The sequence below is a fragment of the Lysinibacillus sp. NPDC095746 genome (assembly GCF_044763535.1).
Taxonomy (GTDB): domain Bacteria; phylum Bacillota; class Bacilli; order Bacillales_A; family Planococcaceae; genus Lysinibacillus.
This window is the reverse complement of record NZ_JBIWGL010000048.1, coordinates 1-17255: the sequence shown is the minus strand read 5'-3', so window position 1 is coordinate 17255 and position 17255 is coordinate 1. Positions and strand designations below refer to the sequence as shown.

Below are 17255 nucleotides of genomic sequence, written 5' to 3'. Positions count from 1 at the left end.
TTTTCTGTAGCGAAAGCAAAGCGTCAGCAACAATGTATTTTAACTGTGCGAAAGCGTAGAGAAACGAAGCGTCAGCAACAATGTTTTAACTGTGCGAAAGCGTAGAGAAACGAAGCGTCAGCAACAACAAAGCGTGAAATCACTCCATGTTCTGAAAAAACCCTTTACATGTAAAAATGCCAGACACAAAACCAAATGAAGGTCTTTGTGTCTGGCATTTTATTAACCAAATACCGTTTGCCATAATAAATAAAGATTTAAAACGACTACAATCACTACGACAATCCATCCTAATATAGTTGTAATACGATGGTTGACGAGGCTTCCCATGATGGCACGTTTACTTGTAAACATCACAAGTGGTACAAGAGCAAATGCAATACCAAAGGATAAAATAACCTGGCTTAGGACAAGCGCATATGTTGCATTAACGCCGGATGCAATGATCAACAGAGGAGGTAGCATTGTAATAGCACGGCGTAAATAGAGTGGAATTTTCTTTCTAATAAAGCCTTGCATCACAACGTCACCTGCGAGTGTACCAACTGAAGAGCTAGCAAGCCCCGCTATAAGAAGCCCAAGCCCAAAGGACACGGCCGCCAGCGGACCAAGCGCTGCTTTTAATCCGTTATAAGCGATATCTAAGTCTTCAACTACTACGCCTTGAGTATGGAATACTGCTGCAGCAATAACAAGCATACTCATATTGATAGCGCCTGCGACAATCATCGCGATGATAATATCAATAAATTCAAAACGGAATATACGTTTTTTTTCAGCATCGTTCCGGCCGATGATACGACTTTGAGTTAGTGAAGAATGTAAGTAAATAGCGTGTGGCATAACGGTTGCCCCTAAAATACCTGTTGCCAATAAAATCGAATCTACACCATCAAAGCGTGGTGTGAACATGCCTACTGTTACATCGCCCCAATTTGGCTGTGCCAAAAATGTTTGGAATGCAAACGCTAAAACAACAATAAGCACCATGCCAGAAATACCTGCCTCAAACGCTCTAAAGCCTCTGCGCTGTAATTCTAAAATAGCAAATGAGCCGACTGCGGTAATAAGCGCTGCAGGCAACATTGGAATGTTAAATAACAAGTACAGCCCTAGTGCAGCACCAATAAATTCTGCTAGGTCTGTTGCAATAATGACCAATTCAGCCTGTATCCATAAAAATATAGAAGTTTTTCTAGAAAAATTTTCACGTGCTATTTCGGGTAAATTTTTGCCTGTCGCAATACCAAGCTTTGCCGACAAGGATTGAATTAACACCGCCATTAAATTGGAAAAGGCGATTACCCACAGAAGTAAATATCCATATTGTGAACCTGCTGTTATATTTGTTGCGAAGTTGCCTGGATCAATATAGGCAACTGCTGCGATGAAGGCTGGGCCAAGAAATGGTAAGATTCGTCGCCAACCTTTTATATCTCCATCTAAAACCGCCTCAGCGGGCGATTTATTCATTCGTTTGTAAACCATGTTGTTCCCTCATTTCAAAGAGTATCGCAAGTGAAATAAAGTTTCCTAGAGGAAAATGATATTTTATTATTATTTTATAGCTAGAAGAAGAAAATGTGAAGGAGTTTGCTCAATGGTTTTCTAAATTCGAAATGTTTTTGATTTAGTGAAGGACTTTGATTTTGTTTGTGTATCCTAATGTATTGAAGCATCATAACAAAATATTCGCTTCATTTTAAAATGATCCAAGGATTAATGTACTTAGCCATTTTAAAAGAGGGAATATACTTATAAGGTGGCTTTTACTTCTTCCACCAATTGGAACGAAAGTGAAACAGCAGTAGAATGTCTCCCTCCTCTATAGGTGGTAAGATGAATGGCAGGTTTAGGTAACTTTTCAGCGGGTGTCCAAATTACGCTACGTTTTCGGGACAAATAATGTCTGTAGCTGTCATTTCGCTTTCGCTACAGAAAACATTTGCTGAAAGAAGTTAAAGCGGTATTCTTCAAATAATAATAAATCATGCCAAAGTTGAGGAATGATAGTGGAGGCTAGACGACTCGGTGGAAAATTATAGAGGTGACCCTGAAATGCAAGCGAAGCGGCTAAGCACCCAGTTGGAACGGAAGTCAACCACACGTATGGTAGACGTAATTAAAATATTCGAAATATCAAGTGAAAAAAATTTTTTGTAACCGTTTTCTTCATCTTTACTTTTTTTTAATACAGGCGTAATATGACATCATTATAAAAGTTTCAAATTTCTAAATCGCTGAAGCAATTAGACGCGGGGGACCCAATTTTTTGGATTACATAGGTAATCCTTGGGGTGAATCTCTTCATTTATTGAGGGGTAGGGCTACTCAGGCCCGAATCCGACAGCTAACCTCGTAAGCGTTAAGAGCAGAAAAGTGGAGCTTGGCAGACGAATGAGCGTCTACAAGTCTTATTTAGTGATGACTTGTAGATTTTTTTATCTTCATTTTATAAAACAAGGCCCCGGTGATTGGCACAAAAACCGATTATGCTAAAGTGTAATCGATTTAGAAATGCGAAACACATTCTATGAAACTAGAAGGTGTTGAATATGAAATCCTCATTAAAACGTTATATTATCGGTAAACCATTAAGATCTGATGCGTTAGGGGAACAAAAGCTTAGTAAAACAAAAGCACTTGCCATACTATCCTCTGATGCGTTGTCATCAGTAGCGTATGGACCTGAGCAAATTTTAATTGTACTCATGACGGTAAGTACGGTTGCCTTTTGGTATTCTCTACCGATTGCTGCTGGGGTAGTTGTGTTACTGACAGCACTTATTTTCTCGTATCGCCAAGTTATTTATGCGTATCCACATGGTGGCGGAGCATATGTAGTTTCTCGGGAAAATTTAGGTGTCAATGCTGGTCTAGTCGCAGGTGGATCATTGCTTGTCGATTATATTTTAACAGTTGCGGTAAGTGTATCGGCAGGAACAGATGCCATTACTTCGGCATTTCCAAGTTTGCATCCCTATAACGTGGTTATCGCAGTGTTTTTTGTTATATGTTTAACGATTCTAAACCTACGTGGTGTTACAGAATCGGCATCCGTTTTAGCGTATCCGGTTTATTTGTTTGTGATCGTGATGCTAATGTTAATCGGGGTAGGGGTTTATAACGTAGTAACAGGGCAAGTTCCTGCAGCGTTACATCCAAAGTTCGGTACACCAGTTGCAGGTATTAGTTTATTTATATTATTAAAAGCATTTGCATCAGGAAGCTCAGCTTTGACTGGTGTTGAAGCCATTTCAAATGCTATTCCAAATTTTAAAGATCCAGCGCCGAAAAATGCGTCTAAAACATTACTGGCTATGGGTGGTATTTTAGCAGTGCTATTTATCGGTATTGTGAGTCTAGCATATTTTTATGGAGTTGCTCCAAATGCGAAAGCAACGGTTGTCTCACAAATTGCGGAGGCAAGTGTAGGTCGTAATATTTTTTACTATATAGTACAAGGAACAACAGCGATGATATTAGTACTCGCGGCGAATACAGGGTATTCAGCATTTCCTTTACTGGCTGTCAATTTATCGAAGGACGGATTTATCCCAAGAATATTCCAAATTCGCGGGGATCGACTTGGTTATTCAAATGGCATTATGATGCTTGGTTTAGCTGCCATTGTTTTAATCTTTTTATTTGATGGAACAACAGAGCATTTGATTCCACTTTATGCAGTAGGGGTGTTTATTCCGTTTACTTTAGCACAGGCTGGAATGATGCGAAAATGGTGGCGCGAAAAGCCAAAAGGTTGGTTTGCTAAATTTACGATCAATACGGTTGGAGCGATCATTTCCTTTATTGTAGCCATGATGTTTTTTGTGACAAAATTACCTCAAGTATGGCCCGTGTTTATCTTTTTACCAATTATTATTTGGACGTTCCATCGTATTAAACAGCATTACAAAACAGCTGGTGAACAGCTAAGATTAGATAATGTGAAATTACCGAATGTAGAGGGGAATGTTTTTATTGTCCCTGTTGCTGGTATTACGAAAGTAGTAGAAAACACTTTGCATTACGCGCAGACATTAAACGTTGATAAAATTATTGCCTTTTATGTGGCCTTCGATCAAGCGGACGCAAAAGCGTTTGAGGAGAAATGGAAAGCTTGGCAGCCAGACATACGGCTTGTAACATACTATTCACCATATCGAAGTATTACACAACCGTTGATGAAGTTTATTGATAAAGTTGAACATCAATGTACGAAATCAGGCTATCAAGTAACTGTTATTATTCCACAGTTTTTACCGAAAAAAGGATGGCATCATATGTTACACAATCAATCGAGTCTATTAATTCGTGCTTCGCTATTATTTCACAGAAATATCGTCATTATGACAGTGCCCTTCCATTTATCAAAATAATGACTAGCAAGCTCGAAAATAGTCTGATATAATCATTACATTGATTGTAAAACACGAACGTTTACGATTGAAACTTACTAGAATGATAGTAAATTCCGAAAATATAGACTTTATTTAGTATGAGAATAAGCACACACCGAATAAAATACCATTTTTGGAAATGACGCCAAGGCGTGATAAATATTAGGAATTTCTTTAATGGTTCATCACCAAAAGTTGAGAATGACTTTTGTTAAAATGTATACTATGTAAATTAGTTGATTGGAGTGAGGATGGGCGACTCCTTGGGGATTAGCGTCACAGATGAGACCCTGGAGCGAGCATCGCGAGTGAAGCGGCTCATCGGACGCCCCCAGGAAAGCGCCCAGTCGGAACGGAAATCAACCACATGTTTTGGTGATGATACAGTTTAATACTATTTCACTCATATAATAGCGAGAATATGGCTCGCAAGTTTCTACCGATTTACCGTAAATAAATCGACTATGGGTAGCAATGCTTTAGAAGGCTTCATATAAGATGTTTTCTATTCGTTTCGACGTTTTTACGCTGAATGCTTTGCTCCACTCGTAGATGATTGGAATCAAAGTATTCAGCGTTTTTTATTACTTGCATTGCTTCTGGCGCTTGCCTGTAACGGAATGCGTTGCTCATGAAGAGCTATTACTATAAGAAAGAAGGCTATCAAGGAAATGAAGTTATTACACGACAAAATTACACAAGAGGGTAAAGTTTTATCTTCATCTGTATTAAAAGTAGATTCATTTTTAAATCATCAAATTGACCCAATACTTATGAAGGAAATTGGTCATGAGTTTGCAAATCGATTCTCTGATCAAGTCATCACAAAGATATTAACAATCGAATCTTCTGGTATCGCACCATCTGTAATGCTAGGTCTTGAAATCGGTGCCCCTGTAGTGTTTGCACGTAAACGTAAATCACTAACATTATCAGATAATCTATATTCTTCAAAAGTACATTCTTTTACCAAAAATGAAACAAATGATATTTCAGTATCCCGTAATTTCTTAAATGAAGATGATAACATTCTAATTGTTGATGATTTCTTAGCTAATGGGGAAGCTGTCAAAGGTTTGCTTGATATCGCAGCACAAGCTGGTGCAAATGTTGTAGGTGTAGGCATTGTTATTGAAAAAGGCTTCCAAGACGGTGGAAAATTATTACGCCAGCAAGGAGTACGTGTAGAATCATTAGCAATTGTAGACTCTCTTGAGGATGGCAAAGTAACATTTGCTACGGAGGCTATTGCGTAATGAATACCGTTAAATCGACGACGCTAGCTATTCAACATTTACTTGCGATGTATGCAGGAGCCATTTTAGTACCACTGATTATCGGTGGGGCAATCGGCTTTGATTCAACACAAATGACGTATTTAGTAGCGATTGACATAATGATGTGTGGGGTCGCAACACTGTTACAAGTGTATTCAGGTAAAATGATCGGTATTGGTTTGCCAGTCGTACTAGGCTGTACATTTACAGCAGTTAGTCCAATTATTGCAATCGGTACAAATCCTGAACAAGGTATTACTGATATTTATGGATCTATTATTGCATCAGGTATAATCGTTATGATAATTGCAGGCTTTTTCGGTAAGTTAGTAAAATTCTTCCCACCAGTTGTTACAGGCTCGGTTGTGTCGATTATCGGTATCTCTTTACTACCAGTAGCTTTAAACAATATGGCAGGTGGACAAGATGCAACAGATTTTGCATCTGGTTCTAATGTAACTTTAGCGTTTATTACATTGGTTATTATTTTAGTCGTTTATCGTTTTTCTACAGGTTTCATTCGTGCAATATCCATCTTAATCGGATTAGTCGTAGGGACAATCCTAGGAGTATTTATGGGGAAGGTTGATTTTAGCCCAGTTTCAGATGCAGCCGTATTACACATGGTTCAGCCATTCTATTTTGGGGTGCCAACATTTAATTTATCTGCAATCATTACAATGACGCTTGTAGCAATGGTTTCTTTAGTAGAGTCATCAGGGGTTTATTTTGCACTAAGCGATATTTGTAATAAAAAATTAGATTCAAAAGATTTATCACGTGGGTACCGTTCAGAAGGTCTAGCCTCTGTTATCGGCGGTATTTTCAACGCTTTTCCATATACAACATTCTCACAAAACGTGGGACTTACGCGTATGTCAGGCGTCAAAGACCGTAAAGTCATTTACATCACAGGTGGCTTACTAGTAGCACTTGGCTTCCTACCAAAAATCGCAGCACTAACAACGATCATTCCAACACCAGTACTTGGTGCAGCAATGCTAGCGATGTTCGGTATGGTTATTACGCAAGGTATGGGCATGCTAGTACCTGTTATGAATGAATCAGCAGAAAACGCCATGATTGCTGCGATTGCAGTAAGCCTTGGCGTCGGCGTATCAGTTGTACCAGGTATTTTCGATGCACTACCAGAACAAGTATCTCTTTTAACATCTAACGGTATCGTCTGTGGTTCTGTCACAGCGATTATTCTTAATATTTTATTCAACATGATTGGGCCTAAGCATAAGGAAGACCCGATGCATGGGGAAGCTTAAAAGGAATCTATAAAAAATGTCGTCTACTTCTATAGTAGATGACATTTTTTTATGCGAAAGAGGGGGAAGTACTTATTTTAATCTATCACCAATGAAGTTAAAAAGAATATTGTTATTTTTATTTGGCTTGCTTTGGTCAGGTTTATTCTTTTTCATCTTTATTACCGGAGAATATTAAATTTACGGCTGTCTCTTTATTTCATAAAACTACCCTATAAAAGGGTAAAATTAGGTATTGTAATGCAGTTTAAAATGGAATATCATGAACCTTATGGAAAGGTTGGGTATAAATGAATCTAAAGACTGCTAAAGAAGTTATTGAAGAACTACAAGTAACTATGAATTCACATATGTGTCATGAAGAAAGAATGAAATTGGAAGTTTGGTTAAAAGAGTATTACATAGACGAACTAATAAAAAATAAAGTACCAATGAATTCGGATTGCTAGTCATTTACAAAGGGTAACCATTAAAGTGGACACTTCATTTCGGAGGTGTCCTTTAATACCCACCACTCAAAGTTCCCCGCCCAAATAGTATTGGGCAAAAGCGCATGGGGACGCTTAAAAGATTTCTATAATAAACAAAATGTCATCTACTTTTATAGTAGGTGACATTTTTTTATGAAAAGTAGATGTTTAAATATTAATTGTTAGGGAATCTAGAAAATAGATAGAATGGAAGCCGATGTCCCAACATATATATTTAAAACATATAAAACTACTTTGAAAGGTCTCTTACAAAATGCAAAGTATATTTCTGATTTTAATACTTCAATTAATTTATGTGCCTTTTTTAACGTTACGTACAATACTTTTAGTAAAGAATGTTACTTTCCTTGCCGCCATATTCGGTATGCTGGAGATGTTAGTGTATGTATTTGGCCTTTCACTCGTCTTTAGTGGGAAGCAAAGTATGCTAGCTATGGTCTTTTATGCAATTGGCTTTGGGTTGGGTATATTTTTAGGGGCCAAAATTGAACGTAAATTAGCGATTGGCTATGTTTATACGACTATTAATACGCAAAATAAGAATGAGGAACTTGTGAAATTTCTTCGGAATGAAGGGTTTGCGGTCACGATTTACATTGGTGAGGGGAGAGATAGTAACCGCTATAAATATGAAATATTAACAAAGAGAAACCGTGAGACGGAATTGTTCCAAATTGTTGAGCATTATGAACCGAATGCTTTTATTATTTCGTACGAGCCTAAATCATTTAAAGGTGGATTTTTACTGGATCGAATGAAGGTAAAACATAAATAGTTTTTCCTTAACATCGCCCTTTTGTCTATATGCAGAAGGGCATTTTTTTGTGAATACAATCCATCGTAACGTCGTACCATCACAAGCAATTATGCCGGGCATAATTGCCGCTGTCGCGGAGATAAACAAAGCGTCCAGAATTAGCTTTGTGTTTAGGACTGCACGATAACTGCTAACATTCTTTACTGGTCTCTTTCCGATTCTGTGACATCCGTTGCAAGAAGTTAAATGTGAGAAATTTAAGAGACCAAGCTCGATAAAAAATATGAATATTATTATACCGACAGACGTGAACAATAACATGTTCAAAATGATTTTTTCATACTATAAAAACATGCAAGTCTTGGAAGGGGTGTTGTATGTATTTTTTTACGAAAGGCTTGGTCATTCTTATAGGAAGTGCAGCAGTAGCATTAGGGATAAACTTATTTTTAACGCCCTATCAAATTTTAGATGGGGGCGTTGTAGGGATAGCGCTTATTTTACACTATATATATAAGCTTAAAATAGGTTTAATGATCATCATTATTAGTATCCCCATTTTCGTTATTTCTTGGTATAAATACAGAGCGTATTTTTACAATAGTATTCATGGATTATTCGCATATTCTCTTAGTATCGATTTACTAAAGCCCGTCCGGAATCTTATTCATGTAGATGCCATCTATAGCGCGATATTTGGAGGGGTACTTATGGGCTTTGGTGTTGGTTTGATGCTTAGATTTCAGACAAGCACTGGTGGTACAGATTTGATTGCCCAATTTTTAAGTGATAAAACTGGAATTAATGTCGGGATACTTATTTTTATGATAGATTCAATCGTCATCGTCATAGGGGGGCTGCTTTTATCGTCTAATACATTATTGCTTTCTATTATTACAATTTTGGTAGCAGGGATTACTACAAGTATCATAACTAGCCGTGTTTAATAAAAAATAGCTTCAGTTGGACTGAAACTATTTTGAAAATCGTTATCGGGAGCTCTTTATCATTCGCTTTTTAGGATGTGCGGGCTTTACTTCTGCAATTAATATGGCGAGTAAAATCAGTACTGCCCCTACAACCATACGACTTGTTAATACTTCATGTAAGAATATAACGGATAATACCATGCCGAAGAAGGATTCTGTTGACAGGATAATCGCAGCCTTTGTAGCAGATGCATATTGATTCGCAATATTTTGAAAAAGATAGGCGAGGGTAGTTGAAAAAATGGCTAAATAAACGATTGAATAGATTGCTTCTTTTTCAAGGGTAGTTGGGATATCGCCTTGACTGATTACGACCAAAACTCCTAAAAAAGATGCTGTGATAAATTGAATAATCGTCAGAGCAATGGCATCTTCCTTTTGGACAAAAAGGTTCGTACAAAAAATATCAAAGGCAAAGGCGACAGCACAAGCTAAGGAAAGTGCATCTCCGATATTCATTGTTAGTGAGCCCTGCAAAGAAAGAAAACCAATACCAACAATAGCGATAAGGGAACCGATAATCTCGTAGCCATCTATACGACGCTTGTAAACCGCAAACGCAATAATTGGGACAATAATGACATTTACAGCAGTTAAAAATGCATTTTTAGATGGTGTAGTATATTGTAACCCTACTGTCTGAAGGGCAAAGGCAATATACAAAATGCTTCCTAACAAAATACCTTTCCAGATAACTGATTTTGAAGCTTTTTTTAATTTATATCCAAATAAGACAGTCAGGATAATTGAAGCTAATAAAAATCTACCAGCCATTACTTGATAGGCTGTTAAATATTCTAATGCAATAGCCGTTATGACAAAACCGCTACCCCAAACGATTGCAGTGACTAATAGCATACCATCAGCTATGTATTGTTTCATCATTCCTCCTCCTAACTTCAATAGAATAACATGAGATGGGAGAAAATAGATTGATTTTAATTCTAAAGATTCAGGCGTTTTTTTGTACTTATTCCAAAGCTGTCATTCAACAATCGTTTTGCTATGTAATAAGTACAATTTAACGGCTGCAGCTAGACGCTCATAAAAAACATAATCATTTTCTAAAGGTGCTACTAGCTGACGTATTTTTGACATACGATAACGGATTGTGTTTGGATGGCAAAAATGAGCAACGGCTACTTCTTTAATATTTCCTTGTTTTACGATATAGGTAATTGCTGTTTTCATTAAGTCCGGGTCAACTTTTTCCTCGAATAGGGGACCAAGAAAGCTATTTACATAGTCCATAGCAAATTTAGTGTCCTTACGATGCAATTCAATTAATAACGAATCGGAAGCAAGGTTCTCATAATGACATATAGGAGCCGTTTCAATTTCAGCCATGATGCGTGCATAAAAGGCTTCATGAACAGCAATAGGGAATTCTGTTTGTGTTATGTGACAACGACTATAGCCGAAGGTCATGGAATCCGTCGAGATCGCAAACAACGTTAACCATTCATTGAGCGTTTTTGTAAATTGAAATTGCTGTGATGGATGGGTCATAACAATGAAGAGGCTCTTTTTATAGGTACAAATCATACCAGATTTCAATAGAGGCTCTAATTGGAAAAGGGATTGCATCCATTGACTATTTGCATGATCTTGCATTTGAATATTAGCAACAAATACATATTTTTCAAAGGGCTTATTGATTTGCTGTAAAATAGACTTTATTTGTTCATCAGTTACTTCTTCCTCCATAATACGTCGCATAATCGTATCTAAAAAGAATGAATAGTCCTGCGTTTTTGCATAGGCCATCGTTTCTAAAATAATCTTTTCAAAAAATTCATCTCCGCCAAATCGCAATATCGGGAAATTGTGTTCATCTGCATAGATTATCACTTCCTTAGGCAAATCCTCATAGATAACAGGTTTATAAGCGAGAGCACTTGCCCCCAGTTCAATAAGGTTTTTCACGGCATTCCATAAATATTCTGGCTTTTGCTTTGCGAATAATAAACTGCTTAAAACAACACTATTCGGCGTAAAAATCGTTTCTCTCACAGTTTGAATATCAGGTGAAAATTCAAAGTCTAGAATTTCCACATTTTGAACGGGTTTATGTAAACCATTGCGACCAGCAATAACTGTAAAATCTTTTGTAATAGGTAATCGTAAAAAGTTCTCTACGTTCATTAGGATATCAAACAACCTTTCTTGTGATTGAGCTTCTTTTATTTATAATAACTGATAAGCGCAGTAAAATAGCTGATAAGACAATGCGAATCGCTGATAAATCAACCAATTAAAAAGAATCTGCTGAAGTTCTACAGACAAAGTCCGTAAAGCAAGCAGATTCGCCCACATTATATAAATTAGATATTAGCGAAAATATTAGGTTTTCTATTTTTCATTGGATTCGTTTGTTCAATAGCGTAACCAACGTTAAGAATACGACCTTCTTTAAAGGCTGGACCAATGATTTGGAGGCCTACTGGTAAATTACCTTTAAAGCCACAAGGAACGGAAAGGGCAGGTAACCCTGTTAAGTTACTTGGGCCTGTAAAACGAATGATATTATCAATTAAATCAACTTTTTCACCGTTTAAATATGCAAAGTCATCACCAATAGTACTTGCCACTACAGGTAATGTAGGTGTAATAAGTACATCAACCTGATTAAAAATCTGTGTAAATTCTTGCTTTATTTGTCGTCGCACCTGTTGAGCCTGTAGGTAATCAACTGCAGATGGTAATTCACCTAGTTCAAATAACAGACGAATATCATCTCCGAAATCATGTGGTCTTTTCTGTAAATCGGAATGATGGATTGCAGATGCCTCCGAAAGGGAAGTAACCAGCTCTGCCCACTCTGCATATTGCAAGGAAGGAATTCGAACGATCTCAACCTTTGCTCCTTGATCCACTAAGCTTTGAATACTTGTCCGAACAGCACGCTCCACATCGGAGTCTACTCTGTTAAAGAAATATTCTTCGTTGATGCCGATGACTAAATCCTTCACATTACCCGAGATTTGCTGTACATAATTCTCTGTTGGAACGTCTGTACAAGTAGGGTCTCTATAGTCAAATCCAGAAATAATCCCAAGTAAGCCGGCTGAGTCTTTTACTGTCTTTGTCATTGGACCAATATGGTCTAAGCTCCAGGCAAGAGGGTAGCAGCCATATTTACTTACGCGCCCATGAGTAGGCTTTAAGCCGACAATTCCACAGGCTGATGAAGGGATTCGAATAGAGCCTGCAGTATCTGTACCTAATGATGCAACGCTTGCCCCCGCTGCAACTGCTGCGCCGGAGCCGCCACTAGAACCGCCAGGGATTTTATCCAAATCCCATGGATTGTGAACGGGTCCGTAATGGGGATTATTATTCGTGATGCCCCATGCGTACTCATGCATGCTTAATTTACCCGTGAAAATAACACCGGCATTACGAAGTTTTTCTACAACTGTCGCATCATAATTTGAAACGAAGTCCTTATGAATCTTTGATGACATCGTCGTTATCTTATCTTTAAAGTACAAATTATCTTTTAATGCCATAGGAATCCCGTGATACATTCCTCGATACTGTCCATTCAAAATTTCCTTTTCTACCACTTGTGCTTGTGCTAGGGCCTCTTCACGATAAAAAGCCATATATGAATTAATTTTAGGCTGACTTTCTTCAGCAAAATCTAAAATTGCTTTCGTCAACTCGACAGGGGAAATTTTTTTAGTTTCAAGTAAAGGTGCTAACTCTTCAACAGATTTTAAGTGTAAATCAGTAGTCAATATGGTCACCTCCAGGGATGCTACGGATAGCGATATCAGCATCATCAATGGCGATGCCTTCTAAATTACCACGAAGGGATTGCATACCTTCCCAACGCGCTTTTAGAAGTTCAAGGTGTTCAGGTTTTGGTGTAATTCCTTTGTTGTCCAATAATTGTTGAATCGACAAACTCATTAACAGGATCCTCCCTTGAAAATAGTTTTTATCTAAATAGGTTTTCCTATAAAGAACAAATCTTTTTATTATAAAGAATTATTGCCATAACGTGAGGGCGATTTTCGCTCCAATTGGGATCTTCCCTAGGGGAGTCCGATGAGGCTTGTGCTGCTTGGGTTGCATCTGTAACGCTACGATCCCCAAGGAGTTGCTCAGCCTTCACCCCAATCAACTAATACATGGTATACGTTTTACTTATGGGGTTGAATTAGTATAGTACTATAAAAATAACAAATTCCTATAAAAGTTAATAAAATACTATTAATTATAAGCATACACTATTTACAATTTATATCAATGAGTTGATTGAATATATTGTATATTGTGAAAAATATACTACGCTATCAAGTAATTAAGATTACTTTTAATAGAGCCATGTCAACTGTTGAAAAGGATTTCTAGTGCTAGAGCCACCTCTTTTTACATATTATTCACAGTACATTTACAATCCAAGCGTACAATAGACCCTAATAACCAATTTAAGAGGTGCGAGCATGGAGTCTGTTGTGAGACAAAGCATAAAAACAAGTAATTTATTTTCTTATTTAAAGTATTTATACGGGCAGCATCAAAACAATACGCTCTATATAAAACGTTTAAAAGCTTTGAAACAAATTATTCAGGACAAAAATTTACATACTTATTTTCAGCCTATTGTCGATTTACAGACGGGGCAAACGGTTGGCTTTGAGGTACTAAATCGTCCAGAGCCTTCAGTATTGTTTCATAGTGTCGATCAGTTTTATGAATTTGTTGGGCAAACAGACTGTGTATTTTTATTTGAATGCTTTTGTCGTAATCTTTCATTGCAGCGTTTTAAAGAACGATTGCACGGAGAATGGGTGAATCGAGATTTTCTAGTATTCGTCAATATACATCCTAATGTTTTACTAGATAAGAGCTACCATAGTGGTGAAACCTTAGAGCTATTAAAGGAGCTTGGCATAAAACCACAGCAGGTAGTGTTTGAGCTCACTGAACGTAGTGCAGTGGTAGATTTTGCACAGTTTGAACGAGTCTTATCACATTATCGATCACAGGGCTACCGAATTGCAGTGGATGATGTGGGTTCAGGCTATAATAGCTTGAAAACGCTTATTTACTTAAAGCCAGAGTTTATTAAGCTAGACCGTTCTTTAATACAATTTATTGATAAAAACAGCGAACAGCAGCAGCTCGTTACATTGCTGATGAGATACGCAGAGCAGGCTAAAACGAAAATTATAGCAGAGGGTATTGAACGCCAGGAAGAGCTTGAGTATTTACATACTATTGGAATCCACTACGCACAAGGTTATGCGGTAGGGAAACCCGCAAAGGAAATACAATTGGGGAAACTAAGGATGGGTGACCATGAAAATAGGGGAAGTCATAGAAAATGTTCCTTGTATTGATGAATTTGTGAAAAATCAAGAGGTGGATTTACTTTTTATAAATAATCCGTCATTACGTAGTGTTGTCGTTGTCCGAGATGACAAACCAATTGGGCATATTACACGTACACATTTCTATCAAAAAATTGGTACAAGGTATGGCTATAATTTATTTATCGGACGACATAATCAGCTTATTATGAAAGAAAATCCTTTCATTGTAGATTGCAATATACCTATTACAGAGGTCAGTACTTTAGCAATGTCTAGACCTTCAGAGGACCTGTATGATGATGTGATTGTAATAAGGAATGACTTATATTACGGCGTGGTAAGTATTCGGGAGCTACTGATGAAGCTCGTAGACACACAAGTAGCTATTGCAAGTTTTTTAAATCCATTAAGCAGTCTCCCTGGCAATAAATTAATTGATGAAAAGCTAGAGGAAGCATTGCAGCTACCGCAATATAGTTTAATGTATTTTGATTTAGACCATTTTAAATCATACAATGACACGTACGGTTTTAATAAAGGGGACAAGCTATTACTGTATTTAACCGATATTTTGAAAAGAAATATCGTAGGTACAGAAGATTTTTTAGGACATATTGGTGGAGATGATTTCGTTGCGATTCTTCCGCATTATAAGGCTGCTCCGATCTGTCAAAAAATTATTGATGAGTTTGATGCATTTATTTTAAGCTTTTATGATGTGGAGGATTTAACATACTTACAAGTACAAAATAGAGCTGGTGAATTAGAGCCTTTATCTTGTACCACGCTATCCATTGCGGTTATTACTAATCAATATCAGCAATTTGAATCTGTTGACCAATTGTCGGATGCGGTGACACGTGTAAAAAAGCAATGTAAAAAAATTTCGGGAAGTTGTTATCTCATTCATGACAATGAAAAAGAAACTTACCTCGTTCATTAGACGAAATAGGTCAGACTGTAGGCAAGCTTGCCCACAGTCTTTTTTTATAACGGTCGCTTTCCGCGAACATACTCAACAAGTATTTTTTATTAAATTTCGTTTTTAGGGCATAATCAAAAGAAATAAAATTCTGTCACTTTAGAAAATTATTAATCTAAATAAAACATACTTGAATTATAGGGATTATAGGTATATAATTCGATTACATTATAATTAAACGTCTTAGGAGGCTTTTCATTGTCTACATTACAAATTATTCTTAACGTTGCTGTCTTACTTGTATTCGTTGGAATTTTATATTTTATGAATAAAAAGCACGTTAAGTTTTCAAATCGTGTTTTTACGGCTCTAGGCTTAGGTATCGTACTTGGTCTTGGACTCCATTTAATATATGGTATTGATTCTGATGTGTTAGCTAAAACATCAAATTGGTACAATATTATTGGTACTGGTTATGTTAAATTGCTACAAATGGTTGCGATGCCATTAATTTTCATTTCTATCTTAATCGCCTTTACGAAAATGAAGGTTGGTAAAAACTTCGGAAGAATGGCAGCTCTGATTTTAGTTATTTTAATCGGCACAACTGCTGTATCAGCTGCTGTTGGTATTTTTTCAGCAACAGTGTTTAATTTAGATGCTTCACATATTATGCAAGGTGCTGCAGAGGCAGAGCGTGGGGCGTATTTAGAGGAAAAAACTTCTGGATTAACTGCGCCGGATTTACCAACTCAAATTATTGAGTTATTCCCAGCGAACCCATTTTTAGATTTAACAGGGGCTCGTTCTACATCAACAATTGCTGTTGTAATTTTTTCAGCATTTTTAGGTTTTGCTTATTTACGTGTAGCACGTAAGGATGGAGACACTGCAGCTACTATTAAAAAGGGCTTGGATGCCATTTATGCATTAGTAATGGGCGTTGTAACAATTGTCTTACGTTTAACACCATATGGTATTTTAGCCATTATGGCACGTACAGTTGCGACATCTGATTTCGGGGCAATCTATAATCTAGGTAAGTTTGTTGTTGCGTCTTATGTAGCGTTAATTATCGTGTTTATCGTACACTTATTAATTCTTACTTTAAGTGGGTTAAATCCATTTACGTATTTAAAGAAAACGGCGGAAACATTATTATTTGCATTCACTTCACGTTCAAGTGCAGGTGCTTTACCAATGAACATTAAAACACAAACAGGTCGTCTTGGTGTACCTGAGGGTATTGCGAACTTCTCGGGTTCATTTGGTCTATCTATTGGTCAAAATGGCTGTGCTGGTGTGTATCCTGCAATGTTAGCGATTATGATTGCACCGACAGTTGGGATTAATCCACTTGATCCAGTATTTATCATTACTGTTATTGCAGTTGTAGCTGTCAGCTCATTTGGTGTAGCTGGTGTTGGTGGTGGTGCGACATTCGCAGCAATTTTAGTATTATCAGCACTTAATTTACCGATTGCACTTGCGGGTGTATTAATCTCAGTAGAGCCATTAATCGACATGGGCCGTACTGCACTTAATGTAAGTGGTTCAATGACTGCAGGTGTGACAACAGCACGTATTACAAAAGAATTGGACACTGAAATGTACAATAATAAAGAATTAGGTGCTCAAGTTTCAGATTTATAAAAAGACAGTGCTACTCTCATTTATAGAGGGTACTGAAAAACTTAGGGTTTTATAATCGCAAACCTTTTAAAAATAAGGCACTTCTTGTTCAATTTTGAACAGGAAGTGCCTTATTTCTGTCTCTATTCCTTATTCTTTTTTTAGTAGCTTTAATATCCGTTT

Annotated in this window: 13 protein-coding genes and 2 riboswitches; of the genes, 8 read left to right on the top strand and 5 right to left on the bottom strand. The window is 37.1% G+C overall.

All coding sequences use genetic code 11. From position 1 onward, the window contains the following. Window positions 1-222: 222 nt before the first annotated feature. Entirely contained in the window at window positions 223-1488 is a 1266-nt protein-coding gene (locus ACIQ7N_RS22605) for an Nramp family divalent metal transporter (RefSeq protein WP_402936394.1), read from the bottom strand. A 740-nt stretch (window positions 1489-2228) separates the two neighbouring features. After that, a riboswitch (cyclic di-AMP (ydaO/yuaA leader) is annotated at window positions 2229-2379 on the top strand. 176 nt (window positions 2380-2555) lie between these two features. Between ACIQ7N_RS22605 and ACIQ7N_RS22600 the strand changes: the two genes are divergently transcribed. The 5 genes from ACIQ7N_RS22600 to ACIQ7N_RS22580 all read left to right on the top strand — a co-directional run bounded on the left by ACIQ7N_RS22600 (window position 2556) and on the right by ACIQ7N_RS22580 (window position 9149). Further along, complete coding sequence (locus ACIQ7N_RS22600) at window positions 2556-4379, top strand: APC family permease (RefSeq protein WP_402936392.1); 1824 nt, start codon at window positions 2556-2558, stop codon at window positions 4377-4379. A gap of 404 nt (window positions 4380-4783) precedes the next feature. Continuing rightward, a riboswitch (purine riboswitch) is annotated at window positions 4784-4885 on the top strand. A gap of 186 nt (window positions 4886-5071) precedes the next feature. After that, entirely contained in the window at window positions 5072-5656 is a 585-nt protein-coding gene (locus ACIQ7N_RS22595; protein ID WP_402936390.1) for a xanthine phosphoribosyltransferase, read from the top strand. Further along, entirely contained in the window at window positions 5656-6954 is a 1299-nt protein-coding gene (locus ACIQ7N_RS22590; RefSeq protein ID WP_402936388.1) for a nucleobase:cation symporter-2 family protein, read from the top strand. Before ACIQ7N_RS22595 ends, ACIQ7N_RS22590 begins: the two co-directional genes overlap by 1 nt. A gap of 744 nt (window positions 6955-7698) precedes the next feature. After that, a complete protein-coding gene (locus tag ACIQ7N_RS22585; RefSeq protein ID WP_248717693.1) occupies window positions 7699-8220 on the top strand; it encodes a DUF2179 domain-containing protein in 522 nt (173 codons plus the stop codon). A gap of 359 nt (window positions 8221-8579) precedes the next feature. Next, the gene (locus ACIQ7N_RS22580) at window positions 8580-9149 is read left to right on the top strand and encodes a YitT family protein (RefSeq protein WP_323656691.1); all 570 of its coding nucleotides are present in this window, start codon (window positions 8580-8582) and stop codon (window positions 9147-9149) included. 42 nt (window positions 9150-9191) lie between these two features. On the opposite strand, the gene ACIQ7N_RS22575 is transcribed toward ACIQ7N_RS22580, so the two are convergent. The 4 genes from ACIQ7N_RS22575 to ACIQ7N_RS22560 form a co-directional block, all read right to left on the bottom strand. Then, entirely contained in the window at window positions 9192-10073 is an 882-nt protein-coding gene (locus ACIQ7N_RS22575; RefSeq protein ID WP_402936384.1) for a DMT family transporter, read from the bottom strand. 102 nt (window positions 10074-10175) lie between these two features. Continuing rightward, a complete protein-coding gene (locus ACIQ7N_RS22570; protein ID WP_402936381.1) occupies window positions 10176-11336 on the bottom strand; it encodes a PucR family transcriptional regulator in 1161 nt (386 codons plus the stop codon). 179 nt (window positions 11337-11515) lie between these two features. Next, entirely contained in the window at window positions 11516-12934 is a 1419-nt protein-coding gene (locus ACIQ7N_RS22565; protein ID WP_402936379.1) for an amidase, read from the bottom strand. Beyond that, complete coding sequence (locus tag ACIQ7N_RS22560; RefSeq protein WP_402936377.1) at window positions 12924-13109, bottom strand: hypothetical protein; 186 nt, start codon at window positions 13107-13109, stop codon at window positions 12924-12926. The genes ACIQ7N_RS22565 and ACIQ7N_RS22560 overlap by 11 nt, the downstream gene beginning before the upstream one ends. A gap of 536 nt (window positions 13110-13645) precedes the next feature. On the opposite strand from ACIQ7N_RS22560, the gene ACIQ7N_RS22555 reads away from it, so the two are divergent. The 3 genes from ACIQ7N_RS22555 (at window position 13646) to ACIQ7N_RS22545 (ending at window position 17093) form a co-directional block, all read left to right on the top strand. Then, window positions 13646-14545 carry an EAL domain-containing protein gene (locus tag ACIQ7N_RS22555; RefSeq protein ID WP_402936375.1) on the top strand — a complete coding sequence of 300 codons (900 nt, stop codon included), beginning with the start codon at window positions 13646-13648 and terminating at the stop codon, window positions 14543-14545. Further along, window positions 14505-15461 carry a GGDEF domain-containing protein gene (locus ACIQ7N_RS22550; RefSeq protein ID WP_402936373.1) on the top strand — a complete coding sequence of 319 codons (957 nt, stop codon included), beginning with the start codon at window positions 14505-14507 and terminating at the stop codon, window positions 15459-15461. The genes ACIQ7N_RS22555 and ACIQ7N_RS22550 overlap by 41 nt, the downstream gene beginning before the upstream one ends. Window positions 15462-15764: 303 nt before the next feature. Continuing rightward, entirely contained in the window at window positions 15765-17093 is a 1329-nt protein-coding gene (locus tag ACIQ7N_RS22545) for an L-cystine transporter (RefSeq protein ID WP_402936407.1), read from the top strand. Window positions 17094-17255 lie beyond the last annotated feature (162 nt).